This window comes from Flavobacterium sp. Sr18, from assembly GCF_011064265.1.
Classification (GTDB): domain Bacteria; phylum Bacteroidota; class Bacteroidia; order Flavobacteriales; family Flavobacteriaceae; genus Flavobacterium; species Flavobacterium petrolei.
In genome coordinates this window covers 495,400-514,375 of record NZ_CP049329.1, presented here as the reverse complement: position 1 = coordinate 514,375, position 18,976 = coordinate 495,400, and the positions used below count along the sequence as shown (strand labels likewise).

The 18,976-nt window shown below is 33.6% G+C and carries 15 protein-coding genes; 8 read left to right on the top strand and 7 right to left on the bottom strand.

From position 1 onward, the window contains the following. Positions 1-258 precede the first annotated feature (258 nt). From G7A72_RS02375 to G7A72_RS02365, 3 genes are all read left to right on the top strand, one after another. Positions 259-1,764, top strand: a complete 1,506-nt coding sequence (locus G7A72_RS02375; protein ID WP_113665694.1) for an aldehyde dehydrogenase family protein — start codon at positions 259-261, stop codon at positions 1,762-1,764. A gap of 65 nt (positions 1,765-1,829) precedes the next feature. Next, positions 1,830-2,897 carry a 2,3-butanediol dehydrogenase gene (locus tag G7A72_RS02370; protein WP_165151280.1) on the top strand — a complete coding sequence of 356 codons (1,068 nt, stop codon included), beginning with the start codon at positions 1,830-1,832 and terminating at the stop codon, positions 2,895-2,897. Positions 2,898-2,976: 79 nt separating this feature from the next. Next, on the top strand, positions 2,977-3,351 hold the full coding sequence (locus tag G7A72_RS02365; RefSeq protein ID WP_165151279.1) for a DUF779 domain-containing protein: 375 nt from the start codon (positions 2,977-2,979) through the stop codon (positions 3,349-3,351). A gap of 2 nt (positions 3,352-3,353) precedes the next feature. On the opposite strand, the gene G7A72_RS02360 is transcribed toward G7A72_RS02365, so the two are convergent. The 5 genes from G7A72_RS02360 to G7A72_RS02340 form a co-directional block, all read right to left on the bottom strand. Then, complete coding sequence (locus G7A72_RS02360; protein ID WP_165151278.1) at positions 3,354-4,280, bottom strand: AraC family transcriptional regulator; 927 nt, start codon at positions 4,278-4,280, stop codon at positions 3,354-3,356. A 77-nt stretch (positions 4,281-4,357) separates the two neighbouring features. After that, positions 4,358-5,221, bottom strand: coding sequence for a bestrophin family protein (locus G7A72_RS02355; RefSeq protein WP_113665698.1), 864 nt, complete (start codon positions 5,219-5,221; stop codon positions 4,358-4,360). Positions 5,222-5,249: 28 nt separating this feature from the next. Further along, a complete protein-coding gene (locus tag G7A72_RS02350; RefSeq protein WP_165151277.1) occupies positions 5,250-6,563 on the bottom strand; it encodes a TolC family protein in 1,314 nt (437 codons plus the stop codon). Positions 6,564-6,641: 78 nt separating this feature from the next. Then, positions 6,642-9,737 carry an efflux RND transporter permease subunit gene (locus G7A72_RS02345; RefSeq protein ID WP_165151276.1) on the bottom strand — a complete coding sequence of 1,032 codons (3,096 nt, stop codon included), beginning with the start codon at positions 9,735-9,737 and terminating at the stop codon, positions 6,642-6,644. A 72-nt stretch (positions 9,738-9,809) separates the two neighbouring features. After that, complete coding sequence (locus G7A72_RS02340; protein WP_165151275.1) at positions 9,810-10,868, bottom strand: efflux RND transporter periplasmic adaptor subunit; 1,059 nt, start codon at positions 10,866-10,868, stop codon at positions 9,810-9,812. 398 nt (positions 10,869-11,266) lie between these two features. Between G7A72_RS02340 and G7A72_RS02335 the strand changes: the two genes are divergently transcribed. The 5 genes from G7A72_RS02335 to G7A72_RS02315 all read left to right on the top strand — a co-directional run bounded on the left by G7A72_RS02335 (position 11,267) and on the right by G7A72_RS02315 (position 17,073). Beyond that, the gene (locus G7A72_RS02335; protein WP_165151274.1) at positions 11,267-11,860 is read left to right on the top strand and encodes a 2OG-Fe(II) oxygenase family protein; all 594 of its coding nucleotides are present in this window, start codon (positions 11,267-11,269) and stop codon (positions 11,858-11,860) included. 719 nt (positions 11,861-12,579) lie between these two features. Next, a complete protein-coding gene (locus tag G7A72_RS02330; protein ID WP_165151273.1) occupies positions 12,580-13,080 on the top strand; it encodes a CAP domain-containing protein in 501 nt (166 codons plus the stop codon). A gap of 462 nt (positions 13,081-13,542) precedes the next feature. Continuing rightward, a complete protein-coding gene (locus G7A72_RS02325) occupies positions 13,543-14,028 on the top strand; it encodes a histidine phosphatase family protein (protein ID WP_165151272.1) in 486 nt (161 codons plus the stop codon). After that, entirely contained in the window at positions 14,025-16,112 is a 2,088-nt protein-coding gene (gene ppk1 / locus G7A72_RS02320; protein ID WP_165151271.1) for a polyphosphate kinase 1, read from the top strand. The genes G7A72_RS02325 and ppk1 overlap by 4 nt, the downstream gene beginning before the upstream one ends. Before the next feature lie 70 nt (positions 16,113-16,182). Continuing rightward, positions 16,183-17,073, top strand: a complete 891-nt coding sequence (locus tag G7A72_RS02315; protein WP_165151270.1) for a Ppx/GppA phosphatase family protein — start codon at positions 16,183-16,185, stop codon at positions 17,071-17,073. A 12-nt stretch (positions 17,074-17,085) separates the two neighbouring features. On the opposite strand, the gene G7A72_RS16570 is transcribed toward G7A72_RS02315, so the two are convergent. Both G7A72_RS16570 and dnaX read right to left on the bottom strand, forming a co-directional pair. After that, complete coding sequence (locus G7A72_RS16570) at positions 17,086-17,661, bottom strand: DNA polymerase III subunit gamma/tau (RefSeq protein WP_241258565.1); 576 nt, start codon at positions 17,659-17,661, stop codon at positions 17,086-17,088. Positions 17,662-17,735: 74 nt separating this feature from the next. Continuing rightward, entirely contained in the window at positions 17,736-18,821 is a 1,086-nt protein-coding gene (gene dnaX, locus G7A72_RS02305) for a DNA polymerase III subunit gamma/tau (protein WP_113665706.1), read from the bottom strand. Between the last annotated feature and the right edge of the window lie 155 nt (positions 18,822-18,976).

Genomic DNA, 18,976 nt, shown 5'->3' with positions numbered 1-18,976 from the left:
TTTTAATGAGACTGCAAATATAAGGATTGCTTATTGGAGTAAGAAACAATTTTTTTGGTTTTTTTGTGTCAGATTTGGGCTAATTACTACTGGAATTAAATGTTAATATTGCATTGTAAGCCATAATTAAATGTGAATTAAACAATAAAATTAGGTTAAAAAAATACATATGAAAATTTAATGCTATTAGTTGAATGAATTGTGCTATGAAAAGAAGAATTAGCAAACTAAATTTGAGAAAAATAAAAATTTAACGATATGGATAACGTAGTACAAAGACCTGAATTTAAGGCTAAATATGATAATTATATAGGTGGAAAATTTGTTGCACCAGTAAATGGTAACTATTTTGATGTAGTTTCTCCTATTGATGGAAAAGTATTTACACAAGCGGCGCATTCAAGTAAAGAAGATCTAGAGCTGGCTGTTGATAAAGCACATGAAGCATTTCAGACATGGGGAAAAACATCTGTAACGGAACGTAGTAACTTATTGAATAAAATTGCTCAGGTTATTGAAGATAACTTGGAATACCTTGCAACTGTTGAGACGATTGATAACGGAAAAGCAATTCGGGAGACATTAGCGGCAGATATGCCTTTAGCAATTGATCACTTCCGCTACTTTGCTGGAGTTATTCGTGCTGAGGAAAGCTCTATTACCGAGTTAGATTCGCAAACGGTTTCTATCGCTTTAAGCGAGCCTTTAGGAGTAATTGCTCAAATTATTCCTTGGAATTTCCCAATTTTAATGGCTGTTTGGAAACTTGCTCCGGCATTAGCAGCTGGAAACACTGTAGTTTTAAAACCAGCAGAAAGTACGCCAATTTCTATTTTAGTTTTAATGGAATTAATTGGCGATATCCTTCCTCCGGGAGTTATAAATATTGTTAACGGTTTTGGTGCTGAACTTGGAAGAGCTTTGGTAACGAACAAAAAAGTGTCAAAAGCAGCTTTTACCGGTTCTACGCCAACAGGTCGTTTAGTAATGCAATATGCTACCGAAAATATTATTCCAGTAACCTTAGAATTAGGTGGAAAATCTCCAAATATTTTCATGAAATCAGTAGGTGATGCGGATGATGATTTCTTCGATAAAGCGATTGAAGGTGCGGTAATGTTTGCTTTAAACCAAGGTGAAATTTGTACCTGTCCTTCTCGATTATTGGTTCATGAGGATATTTACGATAAATTTATTGCCCGAGTAATTGAAAGAACGGAAGCGATAAAAATGGGAAATCCATTGGACAGAACAACAATGATGGGAGCTCAAACTTCTTTGGTTCAAAAAGAGAAAATTCTATCGTATATAAAATTAGGAAAAGAAGAAGGTGCAGAAGTTCTAACGGGTGGTGAAGAAAATCATCTGGAAGGGAATTTAGCGGAAGGATATTATATCAAACCGACACTTTTCAAAGGGCACAACAAAATGCGTATTTTTCAGGAAGAAATTTTCGGACCCGTTTTAGCGGTAACTACTTTCAAAACCACTGAAGAAGCGATAGCTATTGCAAATGATACGATGTATGGTTTAGGAGCTGGACTTTGGACACGTGACGCACACGAAATTTATCAGGTACCAAGAGCGATTCAGTCAGGTCGTGTTTGGATTAATCAATACCATTCTTATCCTGCAGGAGCACCTTTTGGAGGGTACAAACAATCTGGAATTGGTCGTGAAAATCATAAAATGATGCTAGGTCATTATCGCCAGACAAAAAATATGCTGATTTCTTATGATAAAAAGAGATTAGGTTTCTTTTAGAGATGAAATAAAAATTAAAAAAAGGTAAGTTTTAAAGCTTACCTTTTTTTATAAATCAAAATATTATGTTACCAAAAACAATGAAAGCTGCCCGCTGGCATGCTGCAAAAGATATTAGAGTAGAAGAAACAGAAATCCCAACAACAGGTTCAAACCAAGTTAAAATTGAAGTTCAATTTGCAGGAATTTGTGGTTCAGATCTTCACGAATACACACATGGTCCCATGTTGATTCCAGTTGAAAAACCGTATCCTTTAAACGGTCATCAAGGCACAACTACTTTAGGACACGAATTTGCCGGAATTATTTGTGAACTTGGGGAACAGGTGAAGCATCTAAAAATAGGAGATCGAGTGGTAGTTGAACCGCTTTTCAAAAATCCAGATAGTCCATTTATTACCAACGGAGAGTATAATCTGTCAGAACCACTTGGTTTTGTTGGGTTAACATCTAATGGTGGTTTTGCAAAATATACGGTTGTCGAAGATTATATGGTCCACAAAATACCGGATTCAATGAGTTTTGAACAAGGTGCTTTGGTAGAACCTGCTGCAGTTGCCGTTTATGCTGTTTTGCAAAGTGGTTTAAAAATGGGACAATCTTGTTTGATTTATGGTGCTGGACCAATTGGACTTTTGTGTGTTCAGGCTGCTATTGCTGCCGGAGCTGCAGAAATAATTGTTGTTGATATTGCTGAAAAACGTTTGGAAAAAGCCAAAGAAATTGGAGCAACAACTATCATCAATGGTAAAAGTGAAAATATTCCGCAACAAATTAAAGAGTTGACTTCTGGTGGTGTTGATATTTTTCTTGATGCTGCTGGTGTTCAAGCCTCATTTGATGGAGGAATTGCCAGTTTAAAAAATGGTGGAACAGCTGTTTTAGTGGCCTTATTTGGAAAACCGGTAACACTCGATGCTTTTGATCAGGTTGTTCGCGAAATCACAATCAAAGGGATTATTGCCTACAGAAATATATTTCCTCAAGTAATAAAATTGATTAACCTTGGCCGTATGCCGGTTGAAAAATTAGTAACAAAAAGAATTACTTTAGATGATATTGTAACGGAAGGATTTGAAGTCCTGGTTTCGAATCCATCTCAAGTTAAAATTTTGATTGATATTAACGGATAGAATAAATCCGTTATTAATTTAATAAAAGTATACAGCCATAATTTTCAATAATTGTGGTTGTATTTTTAAATCACACACTATGATAAAAAGAATTGATGCAACAGAAAAAGCAATAGAATTAATCAAAATATTGCAGGAGAAACATGGTGATTTAATGTTTTATCAAGCTGGAGGGTGTTGCGAAGGAACACAACCACAATGTTTTGAAAAAGGAGGTTTCTACCAAAGATTGGGTGATGTTTGTATAGGTACAATAGAAAATACGGAGTTCTGGGTAGACAAGGATTTATTCGAATATTGGAAACACGCTCATTTTACTTTGGATGTTATTGATGCGTTTGGGGTTGGAGGATTTTCTTTAGAAACACCTTTGAAAAAAACATTCCGAATCGAATATAGAATTTTTACACCTGAAGAAGAATTATCGCTTGAACCAGTAACGTATATTGAATAAATCTAATTGATTACGTACAATAATTGGTATTGTTTTGGAGTAATTCCTTCATGTTTTTTAAACAAACGAATAAAGTAATTGGAATCTTCAAATCCGGATAAGTAGCAAACTTCATTAATTTGTATTGTAGGATTTTTGAGTAACTGTTTGGCGCATCTTATTTTCTCACCAATCACAAATTCGATAGGACTCATACCTAATTCTCTTTTGAAAAGTCTATAGAACGAAGTAGAGCTCATACAGGCTTTTTCGCTTAGATTTTTCATGCTGATATTTTCCTTTAAATTCAAGCGGATAAATTCTACCACTTGTGTAATGGGGTTTCTTGGGTCGGCAAATAAACCATCATCTATTGCTTTTGCGGTTTGAGTTTGAATTATCCGAATCAGTAATTCCTGTAAAGTCAAATCGGCCAAAGCATCTTTTGTAATAGAGGTGCTCATGCATTCTTTGATCAATTTATTAATGGTTGTTGCTAATTCCACATTATTATAAAAAAAATAATTTTGGTAATCCAATTGCCAGAATTGGTTTTTTCCTTCTTTTGGATACCGTTCGTTCAAAAACTGCAAAGTATCTGTAATTTTAGTTTGGTCTATCGCCAAAGCCAAACACTGCGTAGGATTATTTTTTGAAGCTTCCGGAAAATCTATTTTCATTTCCACATTCGAAGGAATCACAACGGTTTCTCCCGGTAAATAAACAAAACCAGGATCGTCAAAAAGATGCATTACTTTTTTACCTCGTAACATGCTGGTCACCACAAAATCATTAAATTTCAAAGGAACTAATGCCGTAGATTCATAGGTTTCAAAAAGATTCAGCTCACAATGGTTTAGGGAGTACACTGTTCTATTTTCGACTAATGTTTTTAATGATTTCTCGTTGGATAAAAGAGGTGGATTTATAAGAGCCCGGTTACTATTCATATATTTTAAACTTTAAAAAAAGACAAAGTCTAAATTTAATAAAAAATAATTAGAATCAGAACACGGTTTAACAAAAATTAAAGTAACTCTTCTACATGTTTTTTTATGTTCTCAGCAATTTTATGTGTAGGTAAATCATTAGCATCCGTACCAAAAGGATCTTCAATTTCCTCAGCGATTAACTCTAAACTAGCCAAAACATAAAAAATAAATACTACTACAGGAATGACAAAATACCCTAAACTAATAGCATATCCAAAAGGAAGTGTAAGTACATAAAAAAATATGAATTTCTTTAAAAAAGCGCTGTAAGAGTAAGGAATAGGGGTGTTTTTAATTCGTTCGCATGCACCGCAAATATCAGTAAAGGATTTTACTTCTTCGTTTAAAATTATCAGTTGATCACCCGTTATTTTTTTGGAATCGTATAAGTCATTAATCTTTTGAAACAACATTTTCGCAACCTGATTCGGCTTGTGTTTGTGATGATCAATTTCTAAATCTACATCGTCAAACAATTGTTTACTAGTTTCGTCATCTTTTAAATGTTTGTTTAAAATAGAAGCATAACTGGGAATTAGGTTTCTGAAATATGCTAAATCTTTTTCATCTGTTAAAATCACGGAGAGTTTAATGGCAAAATTACGACTATTGTTTACTAAAGCGCCCCACATTTTTCGTCCTTCCCACCAACGATCGTAAGCAGTATTAGTTCTGAAAACCAATAGTAAAGAAATCACGAAACCAAGCATCCCGTGCATGAGAGTAATGTTTTTTACGTAACTTTTATCAGTCAACTTCCAGTATTCTACTTCTAGATATCCTATTATCCCAGAATAAACTGCGATGGCAAACATTATTGGCAATAATGTTCTAAAAGTGTCCGATTTCTGTAATCTAAAGATAAAAGTAATCCAGTCTTTTGTATTGTATGAAATCATTTAAGCTGCTTTTTTTAACAAAAGTAAATTAAAAAATAAGATTTCCAGCTAATTCACGTAGTGCAATTTCAGATAGTTTTCCTTGAAATTGAGCATTGCTGTAACGTACTTTGGCGTTTACATAATTCAATTGCGCTGTTCTGAATTCTAAAGTAGTTATCGTTCCAATGCGAAATTTGTCTAAAGTTATGTTCAAATTTTGTTTGGCAATCAATTCATTATTTTCTTCTAAAGCAATCAATTCTAAATTGGTTAAATAAGTCTGATAAGAAGTCGCCAGCTGCGAGTTTAAAACCAAATTTTGCTGATCTATATTTAACTTCGAATTTTCAATTTGAATCTTGGCGATTTTCTCATTTCTATTTTGTGCAAAACCATCAAATATATTAAGTGAAGCACTAAAACCATAGTTCAAGCCTCTTGATTGCGATTGTGCCACGAACCCAAGGCTGGATTGACTTTCTGAAAAATTATAGGCGCTATTTACGCGAACAGTAGGGTAACGTCCAGCTTTAATTTGCTTTAATTCTAATTCGGCTACTCTCTTATTAATAATTTGAGTTTCTAATTGTGGATTTTGTTTTTCCGCTAAAGCTCTTAATTCTGGTAGTAAAAGTAAGGAATCTACTTTCAGAACTTCAATAACTTTGAAATCTGTGGCAACATCTCTGGCCAACAGTTGATTTAATAAAATTTTACTGTTGGCATACAATTCTTTTTGTCTTAATAATGCGACCTGATCCGTATTCAAATCCACTTGGGCATTCAAAACTTCTAATTTTGAAGCTTTTCCAATCGTGAATCTGTTTTGTGCCAATGTCAATCGCTGGTTTGAAATAACGATTGTCGTGTCTAGTGCCGCTAATTGTTGTTGTTGCTGAACCAAATCATAATAAGCAGCATTCACGTCACTGATTCTTGTTATCAATGTCAGTTTTAATTGTGCTTCACCCAGTTTTTGCAACTCTTTCAACTGATCCATTCGTGCAAACATCCGCATTCCATCAAAAATGGTCCAATCCAGTCCAACGCCATAGGTTAAACTGTTGTTTTTGGCATTGTCTAATTTTGTTTCAGTTCCGTCCTGACGCGTTTGTGAACTGTTTTGAATACTGTTATTATCAAGTATATTAGCAGTAACAGTAGGCAACATTCCAGCGTTTCCGATAGCAACATTTGTTTTTTGAATGGTCAAATTATTGGTGGCAATCTTTATTTCGTAATTGTTTTCCAAAGCTATTTTAACAGCGCTTTCTAACGTCAGCACTTCCTGCGCACTAGCTGTTGCAGCGCAGAACAAGATTAGTATAAAGCTTTGAAAAAGTATTTTAGTATGTGTCATAATTATATTTTTTTTGACTCGAATCACTATTTATTCAAATGAATATTTTTAACCCAAATCATCAGCGTTCCATTAAAATTAGTTGAAATCTTTTTCATATTCTTCAATATGATCAAATTCAGGATAGTGTTTTCTGGCTTTGGACCACATTAGATACATTGCCGGAATAACAAATAATGTTAATACCAATGAGAAAATAGTTCCTCCTACAATTACAACTCCCATGCCAATTCTACTCGTTGAAGCCGCTCCAAGAGACAGTGCAATCGGTAGTGCACCTAATGAAATCGCCAAACTCGTCATTAAAATTGGGCGTAATCGTGCTTCCGAAGCTTCTAATATGGCTTCTAATTTTGGTTTGCCTTGTTCCCGCAGCTGATTCGCAAACTCGACAATCAAGATTCCGTTTTTGGTTACCAAACCAATAAGCATTACAGTTCCAATTTGGCTGAAAATATTCCACGTCTGGTCAAACAACCATAAGGAGAATAAAGCTCCTGCAACTGCCATGGGTACGGTTAGAATAATAATGAAAGGATCAATAAAACTTTCAAATTGTGCCGCCAAAATCAAAAATATCAACAGTAAAGCCAAGCCAAATGCAAAAGCAGTGTTTGAACTACTTTCGACAAAATCCCTTGATTCTCCACCTAAATCAGTGGTAAACGTATCGTCAAGAACTTTGGCTTTTATTTCGTTCATCGCATCAATTCCATCGCTGATACTTTTGCCCGGAGCAAGACCGGCAGAAACAGTTGCCGCCATATAGCGATTGTTGTGGTACAATTGTGGCGGATTACTTTTTTCTTCAATGGTCACCACGTTGTCCATTTGAATCAATTGTCCCATATTATTTTTAACAAACATAGAGGTTAAATCCAGTGGTTTTGAACGGTCTTTTTGGTCAAATTGCCCAATAACCTGATATTGTTTTCCATTTCTCATGAAATAACCAAAACGTTGTCCACTCAATGAAAGTTGTAACGTTTGCGCAATATCAATCACTGAGATTCCTAAACTCTCCGCTTTTTCTCTGTCAATAGTGACATTGACTTCTGGTTTGTTGAATTTTAAATTCACATCGCTAACTGCAAAAGTTGGGTTTTTAGCAACTTCATCCATGAAAACAGGAATTTTTTCTTCCAGTTTTTTAAAGTTTGGTGCTTGAATAATGTATTGAATCGGCAATCCACCGCGTCGGTTTACGGCGATAGTTGGTTGCTCAATTACGGATGTTTTTGCATCCGGATATTGCTTCGTCCATTTGGTTAATTTTTCTGCAATTTCTTTTTGAGAATCGGTTCTTTCATTTGGTTGGACCAATGATACCCGAATAAAACCACTATTTACTGATGAAGATCCAAAACCAGGAGATGTAATTACTAAGGCAACTTTTTTTCCCGGAATCGAGTCATCAACTAACTTTGAAACTTCCTGCATAAAGCGATCCGTATATTCATAGGAGGAACCTTCAGGTGTTGTCATTCTTAAAACAAAACCACTTCGGTCATCATAAGGTGCCGTTTCTTTTTGCAAAAGGTTGAAAAACAAATAAATTAATCCAAAACAAGCAATTAAGATAGGGAAACTCAACCATTTTTTCTTCATAAAACGACTTAATGCACTAGCATAACCACTATTTAGTTGTTGAAAGTAAGGTTCCGTTCGAATGTAGAATTTTGATTTTTTTTGTTCGCCGCCTTTCATTAAATAAGCGTTCAACATTGGGGTTAAAGTCAACGATACAAATGCCGAAATCAGTACAGCTGCGCCAATGACGACGCCAAATTCCCTAAACAGTCGCCCAACAAATCCTTCGAGAAAAATTACCGGAAGAAATACCGCTGCCAAAGTGATAGAAATCGAAATTACCGCAAAGAATATTTCGTTAGATCCTTTGATGGCTGCCTCGATAGGCGTCATGCCTTCTTCTACTTTTTTGAAAATATTCTCGGTGACCACAATTCCATCATCGACCACAAGTCCCGTTGCCAGAACAATTGCCAACAAAGTCAATACGTTTATAGAAAAACCAAAAAGCCACATGATAAAGAACGTAGCGATTAACGAAACAGGAATATCAATCAACGGTCTAAAAGCAATCGCCCAATCCCGGAAGAATAAATAGATAATCAAGATTACCAGAACAATTGAAATCCCTAATGTTTCCGCTACTTCAATAACTGATTTTTTTACAAAAATAGTATTGTCAATGGCGATATTCAGTTTAATATCTTTGGGTAAATCCTTTTTTAGTTTTTCGAATTCCTTATAAAAAGCAGTAGAGATATCTAAATAATTAGCTCCTGGAAGTGGCACAATGGCGACACCAACTAATGGCGTTCCAGATTGTGTCATTTTGGTTTCTGTGTTTTCTGGTCCAAGGCTCGCTAATCCTACATCGCTGAAACGTACTACTTTTTCACCTTCAGTACGGATAATGATATTGTTAAATTCTTCAGCAGTAGAAAGGTTTCCAACTGTTTTTACCGTCAATTCGGTGTTGTCACCAGTTAGTTTTCCCGAAGGCAATTCTACATTTTGTTTGTTCAATGCATCTCTCACTTCCGATACGGTACATCCATAAGAAGCCAGTTTAACCGGATCAATCCACAAACGCATCGCGTATCTTTTTTGTCCCCAAATTTGAACACCGCTCACGCCAGGAATAGTCTCCAGACGTTGTGAAATCACATTTTCAGCATAATCACTCAGTTCTAATGCATTTCTCGTATCACTTTGGACGGTCATCGAAATGATGGCATCACCATTTGCATCCGCTTTGGAAACCACTGGTGGAGAATCGATATCCTGAGGAAGATTTCTAACGGCTTGCGATACTTTATCACGCACATCATTGGCAGCATCTTCCAGATTTTTATCCAGATTAAATTCGATTGTAATATTACTGCTTCCTTGCGCACTGGAGGAAGTTACGTTTCTAATTCCGTCAATTGAATTGATTGCTTTTTCAAGCGGTTCTGTAATTTGGGATTCGATGATATCAGCATTTGCACCTGCATAATTTGTACGAATCGAAACTTGAGCGGGATCAATCGAAGGAAATTCTCGAACACCCAGAAAGGTGTAGCCAATTAATCCAAACAAAACGATGGCTAAATTAATTACTATGGTAAATACGGGTCTTCTAATACTTGTTGTGGATAAACTCATTTTTTTTGAATTATGAGTTATAAATTATGAGTAATGTGTAAACTCATAATTCATAATTTATAACTTTTAAAATTATTTTATTAGAACTTTTACGGGAGTTTCATTTTTTAATGACATAACACCGCTTGTAATCACGGTATCACCAGCTTTCAAACCAGAAAGTACAAGTATAGAAGCATCAGTTCGTGTGGCGGTTTCTATCATTACTTCTTTGGCTTGACCATTACTGGAAACGAAAACTTTTTTACCGTTTTGAACTGGAATAATGGCTTCAGTAGGAACAACAATTGCATCTTTTATGATATCCAATGGCAATTCGACATCTGCAAATGTTCCCGGCAATAATTTTCCGCTTTTATTTTCGGCAATCGCACGAACTTGTAATGTTCTGGTAGCAACAGCCACTTCAGGTTCGATTGCGTATACTTTGGCAGTATATTTTTCATCAGAACCAGCGACTTTAAACGTTAAGGTTGTATTTGTTTTTACCTGACTGGCGTATTTTTCAGGAATTGAAAAAGTAATTTTTAATTTTCCGGTGTTCACTAATTTTGCCACTAAAATGGCTGGTGTGATGAAGGTTCCCGGTGAAATAGAACGCAATCCTATTCTTCCTGAAAAAGGCGCTCTAACAGATGTTTTGGCGATTTGTGCTTTTATCAACTGACTTTGGGCTTGTGCCGATTTTAAATCAGCACGTGCCAAATCATATTCTTCTTGACTGATGGCTTCTTTTTGCAGTAATAATTTGGCTCTTCTTTCGTTTTCCGAAGCCAATCCCTCTCTGGTTGAAGTTTGTCTTAATTGAGCTCTTAACTCTAAATCATTGACTTTAAAAAGTACTTGACCTTTACTCACATTACTACCTTCCTGAAAATAAATACCTTCTACAATTCCGGAAACTTCACTGCGAATTTCCACTTGTTCATTTGCCTCAATAGAACCGGAAAGAGACAAGTTATTATCAAAAGTTTCATATTCAACTACGATTCCGTTTACGCTCATCGATTTGCCTTTTCCTTTTGGGTCTTTTGAATCTTCATTTTTACTTTTGTTTTCTGAGATTCTGTAACCGATAAATCCAATGATTCCAATTGTTAGCACGGCATAAACTAGGTATTTAATTTTCATGGGTTTAATATAAAGTAGGATTAGTTTTCAATAATTTTAGTTAAAACAAATTTAGGTTTTAGAAACGGAAATTGTGATGTTGTTAATTTTTATTTAACGTTTGTACATACAAATATTAACATATAAAAATCTATTATTTGTCAAATAATACAATTCATTACAAATAATAGATTTTAGGACTCCTAAAATTGCAAAAGGTTTAATCAGGAAGTAAAAAAATGAATTTTTATGCAAGAATTCAGTGCGAAAGATCAAGAGCAAAATTCAATAATGACTGTTTTTATTGAAGAAAGTATAAATTTAGTTTTTAATTTTTTATTTATTACATATTCAGACGCTAACGGATTTGATTAGTGTACCTTGCCCCGTTGGCGGTATTTTCAGTCAATTCAAAAGACATGGAAAATACGTTCGAGGATTTAATTGCCTCATATATTGAGAGTAAAGTAGGCATATCGGAACATTTTTTAAGTACTGATTTAGCCAATAATTTAAAACAAAACTTGATTACTCTAAATCAAAAAAGCCTCCTGAAAGATGCTGGAATTGGAAATTCACAAAAGGTTTCTTATGATAGTGCTATACGCAGCGACTCTATTTATTGGTTGGATAAAAAGCACAACAATGTATTTGAAAATGAATTTTTTATTCAAATAGAAGCCTTTATTGTTTATTTAAATCAAAGTTGTTATGCAGGAATAACAGGTTATGAATTTCACTACTCTTTATATGAATCGGGAGATTTTTATCTGAAGCATTTGGATCAATTCAAAAATAATTCTGGTCGAAAATACTCTATGATTAGCTATTTAAATAGCAATTGGCAGGAAAGCGATGGTGGCGAGCTACTCATTCATCAATTAGACCAAAATTTGAAAATTGCTCCTACGCATGGTAAAACAATTTTCTTCAAGAGCGACGAATTAGTCCATGAAGTTTTAGTTACCCAAAATACCAGAATGAGCATTACGGGTTGGTTGAAAATCGATTAATTCCTACAAAAAAACACATTCATTGGGATGGATTTTTTTCAAGCAACTCCTTTACAAGTCCTATAGGTTAAGAACTTCTACAACTTTACATCTACTTAAGATGCTTCTTCATTATTCAATATTCTGCACATATTGAATGCTTTAATTAAGAAAAAATTGCACTCTGTTAAAGAAAATACTCCAGCTATAGGAACCGAAAAATGGGGTAATCCAACTCTTGTTTCTATTTTTTTACGTGATTTAGTTTTTATAAATTTTTTTATTGAAATTTTCGTCAATAACATGCAAAGGGTTACCTTATATTCCAAGCCCAGATTTTCGTCTTAAGGTATACTTTTTTTAAAGTAATGAAGCACATAATTCACATAACCAACTTTTAGATTTTATTTATTATGGTGGTAGCGAAAAGAAATTCTGTTTTCAAATTTTTTAGGTATTTATTTTCTAAAACACGAATATTTAAGAGATAAATTATTGGTAAATAATCCTTTAAACAATTATTTTATACTAATAAATAGGCTTTTTTAATAATAATTCAAATTATTATTCTCATATTATGTAAGAAAAAAAATACTAGAAATTATTATGTATGTATTTCATCGATTATTTTAGGTATTTAAACGATATTATTTATACTTTTGGATAAGAGTTAAAAACATATATCTAATTCTTAAAGAAGTTTGCCCCACAATCTACTTTAAACTTAAACTACTACAATTATGAAAACAAATTTACTCCGTGTAGTATTGCTTACTTTAGTAATATTTATGATGAATTCTTGTTCATCAGATTCTGAAACAACTACAGAAGAAATTAAATCTGAAATAATTGAAACTTATTCCTATTCAGCTTCAGAATTAGAAGCGATGAATTTGATAAACGAATATAGAGTAAGTAAAGGGTTAAATGCATTAAAAAAAATAAATCATTTGTCTCATAAAGCTGAAGAACATGATTTTTTCATGATTGGAAATAATATAGTAAATCATGCTAATTTTAGCGATCGTTCACAAAATATTATCAGCGCATTAGGAGCTAAAAGCGTAAGTGAAAATATTGCATATAATTATAAAACTTCTCAAGCTGCATTAACTGCATGGTTGCTTAGTTCAGGACATAAAGAAAATATTGAGGGAAATTTCACCCACTTCGGGATTTCAATTAGAGAAAACCCCGTTAACGGGAGAAAATATTATACTAATATTTTTATAAAAATTTAATTTTGTTTTTTAGTAAAAGAAGGCTGTCACCCCCCAATGACAGTCTTTTTTTATTTTCAATATTTAATAATATGCATAGGTTAGTAACTTCTAGTTTTCAATATTATAATTGATTGAGTTCTATCTTCTTATTTTTAAAAATAATTTCTACTAAAAATTATTAATCGAATATCCATTTTTATAGGGTAGTGCCAAAATTATATTTTAATTCTATTGAATTTCAAATAACATTTTCTTGAAACTCGTTGACGTTGAGCAGTTTTATATTCTGTTTAAAATCTCTTTATTTTTATTCTTCTCCTTTTTAAAATTTCTAATATAATTCATATTTATTGATTTTACTTTTTTCTATCCTAATTTCACAAAATAATGATAAAAGTTTAAATGATTATCTTTTGTTTTGTAAATTAGGGACTAAAATTTTTGTCTATTTCTTGATTTTTCACCATTTTATTCATCATTATGAAAAACTTAATATTGGTTCGCCATGCAAAATCAAGTTGGGAAGTTCCCATGCATGATAAAGATCGCGGTTTGACTTGTCAAGGTGTAAAAGATGCTCATCTGGTAGCGACCGAAGCTAAAAATTCAATTCCTAAAACATATATAATTTGGAGTAGTAATGCGAAAAGGGCGACTGATACTGCTTTAATTTTTGCTCAGAATATTTCGTATCCTATTGAAAGTATCATTTACAAAGACGACCTTTATACTTTTGATGAAAAGAAATTGGAAAAAGTAATCAAATCTTGTAATAATAATTTTGATAGTGTTATTCTTTTTGGACATAACGCGGCAATTACAGATTTTGTTAATAAATTTGGTGACGTTTCCATTGAAAATGTTCCTACATCTGGTTTTGTGTCATTTAAATTTGATACGGATGATTGGAAAAAAATAAAGAAAGGCAAAATAAAAAAAATAATATTCCCCAAAGATTTAAGATGAATAAAGTATTAGAATATAAATACATTGATAGAGAAAAAAGCTGGTTAGCTTTCAACGCCAGAGTGCTTCAAGAAGCTGGTGATCATTCCGTTCCGTTACTAGACAGGTTACGTTTTTTAGGTATTTTTTCGAACAATTTAGACGAATTTTTCAGAGTACGATTTGCCGCCATCAGACGTTTAAGCTTAACAGGCATATCCGGCGAAAAATATCTTGGAGGTATATCTGCTCAGCAATTAGTCAAGGATATTACCGAAATCGTTATTCAGCAACAGTCTGAAAGTCTTCGAATATTGAATATTATCGAAAGCGAACTGGAAACTAAAAATATTTTTATCATTACCGAAACCGACATTACTGTTGAACAAGAAATTTTCCTGAAAGATTTTTTTATTCAAAAAGTGAGTCCGGAATTAGTTACCATAATCTTAAATGATTTGGCAGAATTCCCCGTATTGAAAGATACTTCAGGTTATTTAGCGATTAAATTGGTAATGAATAAAAACTCAGAGGTTCGTTATGCAGTTATCGAAATTCCTAAAACCATTAACCGTTTTGTTGTTTTACCATCCAATAATGAAAAACAATATATCATTCTTTTGGATGATGTTATTCGCCATAATCTTAGTAATATTTTTAATATTTTTGATTACAAAAGCGTTTCGGCTCACATGATAAAAATCACCAGAGATGCGCAACTTGACATCGATAGTGATTTAAGTAAAAGTATGATCGAAAAAATATCATTGAGTGTAAAAGACCGAAGAATAGGGGAGCCGGTACGTTTTATTTACGATCAGTTAATTGAAGAAGATACTTTAAAGTTTTTTCTGGATAAAATGAAAATTGTCTCCACTGACAGTATCATTCCAGGCGGTAGATATCACAATAGAAGGGATTATATGAATTTCCCAAACCTTGGAAGATATGATTTATTATATCAAACAAATGATCCGCTTCCTATTCCGGGATTAAGTCTTGAAGGAAGTATGCTCGAAAAAATAAGCGAAAAAGATTATTTATTAAATGCGCCGTACCAATCATTTTCCTATTTGACCAAGTTTTTGCGTGAAGCGGCTTTAGATCCCAAAGTAATTTCGATAAAAATCACACTGTATCGATTGGCAAAAAATTCTCAAATTATCAGTTCGCTAATAAATGCGGCCAAAAATGGAAAAAAAGTTACCGTTCAAATCGAATTGCAAGCCCGCTTTGATGAAGCATCCAATATTTCCTATGCAGAGCAAATGCAATTGGAAGGTATTGAACTTATTTTTGGTATAAAAGGCCTGAAAGTGCACAGTAAAATTTGTGTTATTGAAAGAATTGAAAATGAGAAAATAAAAAGATACGGATTTATTTCAACAGGAAATTTCAATGAATCAACTGCCAAAGTATATACGGATGTCACTCTGTTTACAAGTCATCAGCAAATTTTGAAAGATATCATGAGAATTTTTGAGTTTTTTGATATCAATTATAGAGTGCATCGATACAAACACCTTATTGTTTCACCACATTACACTAGAACTAAATTCGTTAAGTTAATTGACAGAGAAATTACGCATGCACTAGCAGGAAGGAAAACGCATATAAAACTAAAAATGAATAGTTTATCTGATTTTGCAATGATTGATAAATTATATGAAGCAAGCAGGGCTGGAGTAAAAATTCAACTTGAAGTTAGAGGGATTTGTTCTTTAATTCCCGGAATTCCCGGAATGAGTGATAACATCGAGGCAATAAGTATCGTCGATAATTATCTGGAGCATTCTAGAATTTATATTTTTGGAAATGCCGGACAAACTGAAGTTTATATTTCGTCAGCGGATTTCATGACTAGAAATCTTGATGGAAGAGTTGAAGTGACATGTCCCATTTACGATCAGGGAATAAAAAATGAGCTAATTGATAATTTTGATATTGGTTGGAAAGGAAATGTAAAGGCCCGTTTTCACTCTTACAAATTAGATAATAAGTATCGCCCTAGAAATCATAATCCTATTTTTAGAGCACAATTAGAGACCTATAAATACTACCAAAAAAAGCTGGACGCAGTATTAACTGAAGAGGAAAAAGTATAATTGTTTGTTCATGATTAAAGGGGAACTTTAACAAAACAATTAATAAGGAATTAAACGAATCAAAACGAAGATGATTAAAATAAAAAAATATGCAGCAATTGATATTGGTTCCAATGCCATGCGTTTGTTAATTGCTAATATTGTGGAACAAGAGGGAAAAGAGCCTCAGTTTAATAAAAGTTCCCTGGTTAGAGTACCCATTCGTCTTGGGCAGGACGCTTTCACCGTTGGAGAAATTTCAGAGGAGAATATTGAAAGAATGTGTGATGCAATGAAGGCTTTCAACTTGTTGATGAAGGTTCATAAAGTAGAGCGCTATATGGCTTTTGCTACCTCAGCGATGCGTGAGGCCTATAATGGTAAGGAAGTTGTAGCATTAATTAAGAAAAAAGCAGATATAAAAATAGAAATTATTGATGGGAAAAAAGAAGCTGCTATCATAGCTTCCACTGATTTACATCATTTGTTAAAAACAGATCAAACCTATCTTTTTGTTGATGTTGGTGGAGGAAGTACTGAGTTTACACTTTTTTCTAACGGCAAAATGATTAATTCAAGATCGTTCAAAGCCGGAACCGTCCGTTTATTGAATGATATGGTTTGCGATGTTGTATGGGATGAAATCGAAAAATGGATTAAAACCAATACGCAAGAATATGATGATGTTACGCTGATAGGTTCTGGAGGAAATATAAATAAGCTCTTTAAAATGTCGGGGAAAATGCAAGAAAAACCACTTTCCTACATTTATATGAATTCGCAATATGCTTTTTTGAATTCTCTTACTTATGAACAAAGAATTTCTGAATTAGGTTTGAATCCGGATCGTGCCGATGTTATTATCCCTGCGACAAGAATTTATCTGAATGCGATGAAGTGGAGTGGAGCAAGAAATATTTATGTTCCTAAAATAGGTCTTTCGGATGGAATTGTAAAAGCAATGTATTACGGTAAAATATAATTTTAATACAGATTATGCGTCTAAATCTAATCCAAATGTTGTTCGTAAAAGCTCAATATTTGGATTTATTTCTAACAATCTGTTGTAGCGGTCTTGGTCATTAAAGCTTCTTTTGTTCTCTATACTTTCATTTACAATAACCTCAATTGTAAGGTCATGATTTTGTAAATGACCTTTTAAATGTCCTAAAAGTCCATGTATTTCTTTTTCGAAATCTAATTTTGATCCTTCATTAGGCAATTCAATTGTGATGGCGGTTCCATTTAATTTTGGATCGTTAATAAGCAATAGAGACTCCATAATTCTATAGCCTTTATCGCCTAAACGTTGCGCATATTTATTCCACTGCAGCAACATTTCAGTCTCTGAAAAAGCTTCTGTTGGCAAATGAAGTACTTCTTTGACGATTCCTTTATTGCTTTCTTCTAATGCTTTTTTAGCACGAATACTGGCTAATGAAAACGCGGAAACCTTTATTCCTTCGGATTGTGGAATACTACTTTTTGTTGCGGGACTGGGAACTGGAATTGATGGAACAGCAGTTTTAGTTTCCGGTTCTTTTGATGGAACTGATTCTCCAACAGGCATAGCAGTTTTTGAATCTTCAACTTTCGTTTGAACGGTTATTGAATAATCATTCTTTCTATAATAAGTAGGTGGAATTATATATTGCTCAACTTTTTTTTTTCTCCATCATAAGTGATAGAGGCAAGTTGCATCAAACAAAGTTCAACAAGAAGTCGTTGGTTTTGGCTCAGTTTGTATTTTAAATCACAATCATTTGCAATCTCGATTCCTTTTAAAAGAAAGTCTTGACTGCATTTTTGTGCTTGCACGCCATACATTTGTTGCGCTTGTTCACCAACTTCTAATAAAGATAAAGTTGCTGGTGTTTTAGAAACCAATAAATCCCTAAAATGTGAAGCTAATCCCGATACAAAATGATGTGCATCAAAACCTTTGGCAAGAATTTCGTTAAAAGCCATCAATAAATCTGGGATTTTGTTTTCCAAGATTAAATCGGTTACATTGATGTACGTTTCGTAGTCCAATACATTCAAATTCTCTGTAACGGCCTGACGTGTTAAATCTTTTCCACAAAAAGAAACTACTCGATCAAAAATAGACAACGCATCACGCATTGCGCCATCCGCTTTTTGAGCTATAATGTGCAAAGCGTCATCTTCAAAAACTACGCCTTGGCTAGTGGCTACTTCGGCAAGATGTTCTTTAGCATCTTTTACGGTAATTCTTTTGAAATCAAATATTTGACAACGAGAAAGTATCGTTGGAATAATTTTATGTTTTTCGGTCGTTGCCAAAATAAAAATGGCGTGTTTTGGCGGTTCTTCCAGTGTTTTCAGAAAAGCATTGAAAGCTGCCGATGATAACATGTGAACCTCATCTATAATATAGACTTTGTATTGTCCCGTTTGTGGTGGAATCCGAACTTGGTCAATAAGATTCCTAATATCATCAACAGAATTGTTAGAAGCAGCATCTAATTCGAAAACATTAAAGGCAAAATCTTCATTAGGATCATCATATCCTGGCTGATTAATTTTACGAGCCAAAATACGGGCGCAAGTTGTTTTCCCCACACCACGAGGTCCTGTAAATAACAATGCTGACGCTAAGTGATTGCTTTCTATGGCATTCAATAAAGTATTGGTAATGGCTTTTTGTCCAACAACATCTTTAAATGTTTGAGGACGATATTTACGGGCCGATACAACAAATTGTTCCATAGAAATTTTATTCGAAAGCAAATATAGGTTTTAATTTAAAGATGCAAAAATTTAAGGATTGAAAGATTTTATAATTTTCAGAATGGTTTTTGTTCTCCAAATTTCCTAGCCTAGATTACTTCACAGCACTATAATTTTGTCGGAGTTCAGTGAAC